Source organism: Mycobacterium asiaticum (assembly GCF_001673315.1).
Lineage (GTDB): Bacteria > Actinomycetota > Actinomycetes > Mycobacteriales > Mycobacteriaceae > Mycobacterium > Mycobacterium asiaticum_B.
Map to the genome: position 1 here is coordinate 1 of NZ_LZLQ01000069.1, position 734 is coordinate 734.

Sequence of the window (734 nt, forward strand, 5' to 3'; positions counted from 1 at the left end):
GAACTGCCCCCGCTGCCGGGCTTCCCGGGCTTCCAGTTCCCGCCGCTGAACTTCGGCCTGCCGGGCATCAACATCCCGGGCTTCCCCGGACTGGTGCTGCCTGACTTCGGTGCCGCGCTGAGTGGTGGACTGAACACGTTGGTAAACCTGGCCGGCAACCTGGAACTGCCGCCACTGCCGGGCTTCCCGGGCTTCCAGTTCCCGCCGCTGAACTTCGGTTTGCCGGGCATCAACATTCCCGGCTTCCCCGGCTTGGTGTTGCCTGACTTCGGCGCCGCCCTCACCGGCGGACTGAACACGCTGATCAACCTCGGGGCCAACCTGGAGTTGCCGCCGCTACCTGGGTTCCCGGGCTTCCAGTTCCCGCCGCTGAACTTCGGTTTGCCGGGCATCAACATCCCCGGCTTCCCGGGCCTGGTGCTGCCTGACTTCGGCGCCGCCCTCACCGGCGGGCTGAACACGCTGGTGAACCTGGCCGGCAACCTCGAACTACCGCCGCTACCTGGGTTCCCCGGCTTCCAGTTCCCGCCGCTGAACTTCGGCTTGCCAGGCATTGCTATTCCGGGCTTCCCCGGGCTGGTGCTGCCTGACTTCGGCGCCGCCCTGACCGGTGGGCTGAACACGCTGATCAACCTCGGGGCCAACCTGGAACTGCCCCCGCTGCCGGGCTTCCCGGGCTTCCAGTTCCCGCCGCTGAACTTCGGCCTGCCGGGCATCAACATCCCCGGCTTCCC

Annotated in this window: 1 pseudogene; it reads left to right on the forward strand. The window is 67.8% G+C overall.

Annotated features, from left to right (window positions below):
* A pseudogene (locus A5636_RS26525) lies at positions 1-734 on the forward strand (hypothetical protein); the annotation flags it as partial.